Origin of the sequence: Streptomyces sp. NPDC057010 (assembly GCF_042673805.1) — a bacterium.
Taxonomy (GTDB): Bacteria; Actinomycetota; Actinomycetes; order Streptomycetales; family Streptomycetaceae; genus Streptomyces.
Genome location: NZ_JBHUSC010000136.1, coordinates 431 through 1270, shown reverse-complemented (window position 1 = coordinate 1270; position 840 = coordinate 431). Strand labels below are relative to the sequence as shown.

Annotated in this window: 1 protein-coding gene; it reads left to right on the top strand. The window is 56.7% G+C overall.

What is annotated here, in order from left to right:
* Positions 1–63 precede the first annotated feature (63 nt).
* A partial coding sequence (locus ACFTXQ_RS36630) for a hypothetical protein (RefSeq protein ID WP_382650002.1) occupies positions 64–840 on the top strand: 777 nt, incomplete at its 3' end.

The window sequence follows — 840 nt, the reverse complement described above, 5'->3', positions numbered from 1 at the left end:
GGGCGAGAGGACGCACTGTCTGGTTACGTCTGCCAAGGTACTGCCAAGGCGTTGCTAGAGAACATGGCTCGTCAACTTGTCGACACAAAGCAACGGGCCTTTACATGGACGGGGCCGTACGGCGGAGGGAAGTCTTCCCTTGCATTGATGTTGTGCTCGCTCGTCGGTCCGAATGCCAAGCTACGCGAAAAGGCACGACAAATTCTGGCGTTGCCGGCCGATAGTGCAGTCGCAAAAGTATTTGCGTCGCGAGGAGACGGCTGGATGGTCTTGCCGGTCGTCGGAAGACGAGCTAGCGTTATTTCGGATCTACGACTGGCTCTTGCACGAGCAAAGGGCGGCGAAGAAGCCGGAAAGCGAAAAGCATCTGATGTCATCGCCGATCTGGTTGAGACTGCTGAGACTCATAAGCAAGGTGTCCTAATCGTCATTGATGAACTCGGGAAGTTTCTCGAAGCTTCCGCTCATGGAGGCGATGACGTCTACTTCTTTCAGGAGCTTGCAGAGGCAGCTAGCCGCACGAGTGGCAAGCTGATTGTGGTCGGCATCCTGCATCAGCCGTTCGATGCGTACGCTGCACGCCTTGGGCGACAAGCGCAAGATGACTGGGCAAAGGTACAAGGGCGGTTCGTTGATATACCTCTCGTTGCAGCTACGGACGAAGTCATTGAGCTCATTGGCAGAGCGATACAGGTGGACGATGAGGCCATCCGTAACAGTGCTTCAGCTTTCGTAGATATCATTGCAACCGCGATCCGGACTAGGCGTCCCGGAGCACCTGCCCGCCTGGCCGAAGGGCTCTTGCGCTGCTGGCCAGTACACCCTGTCACGGCAGCCCTT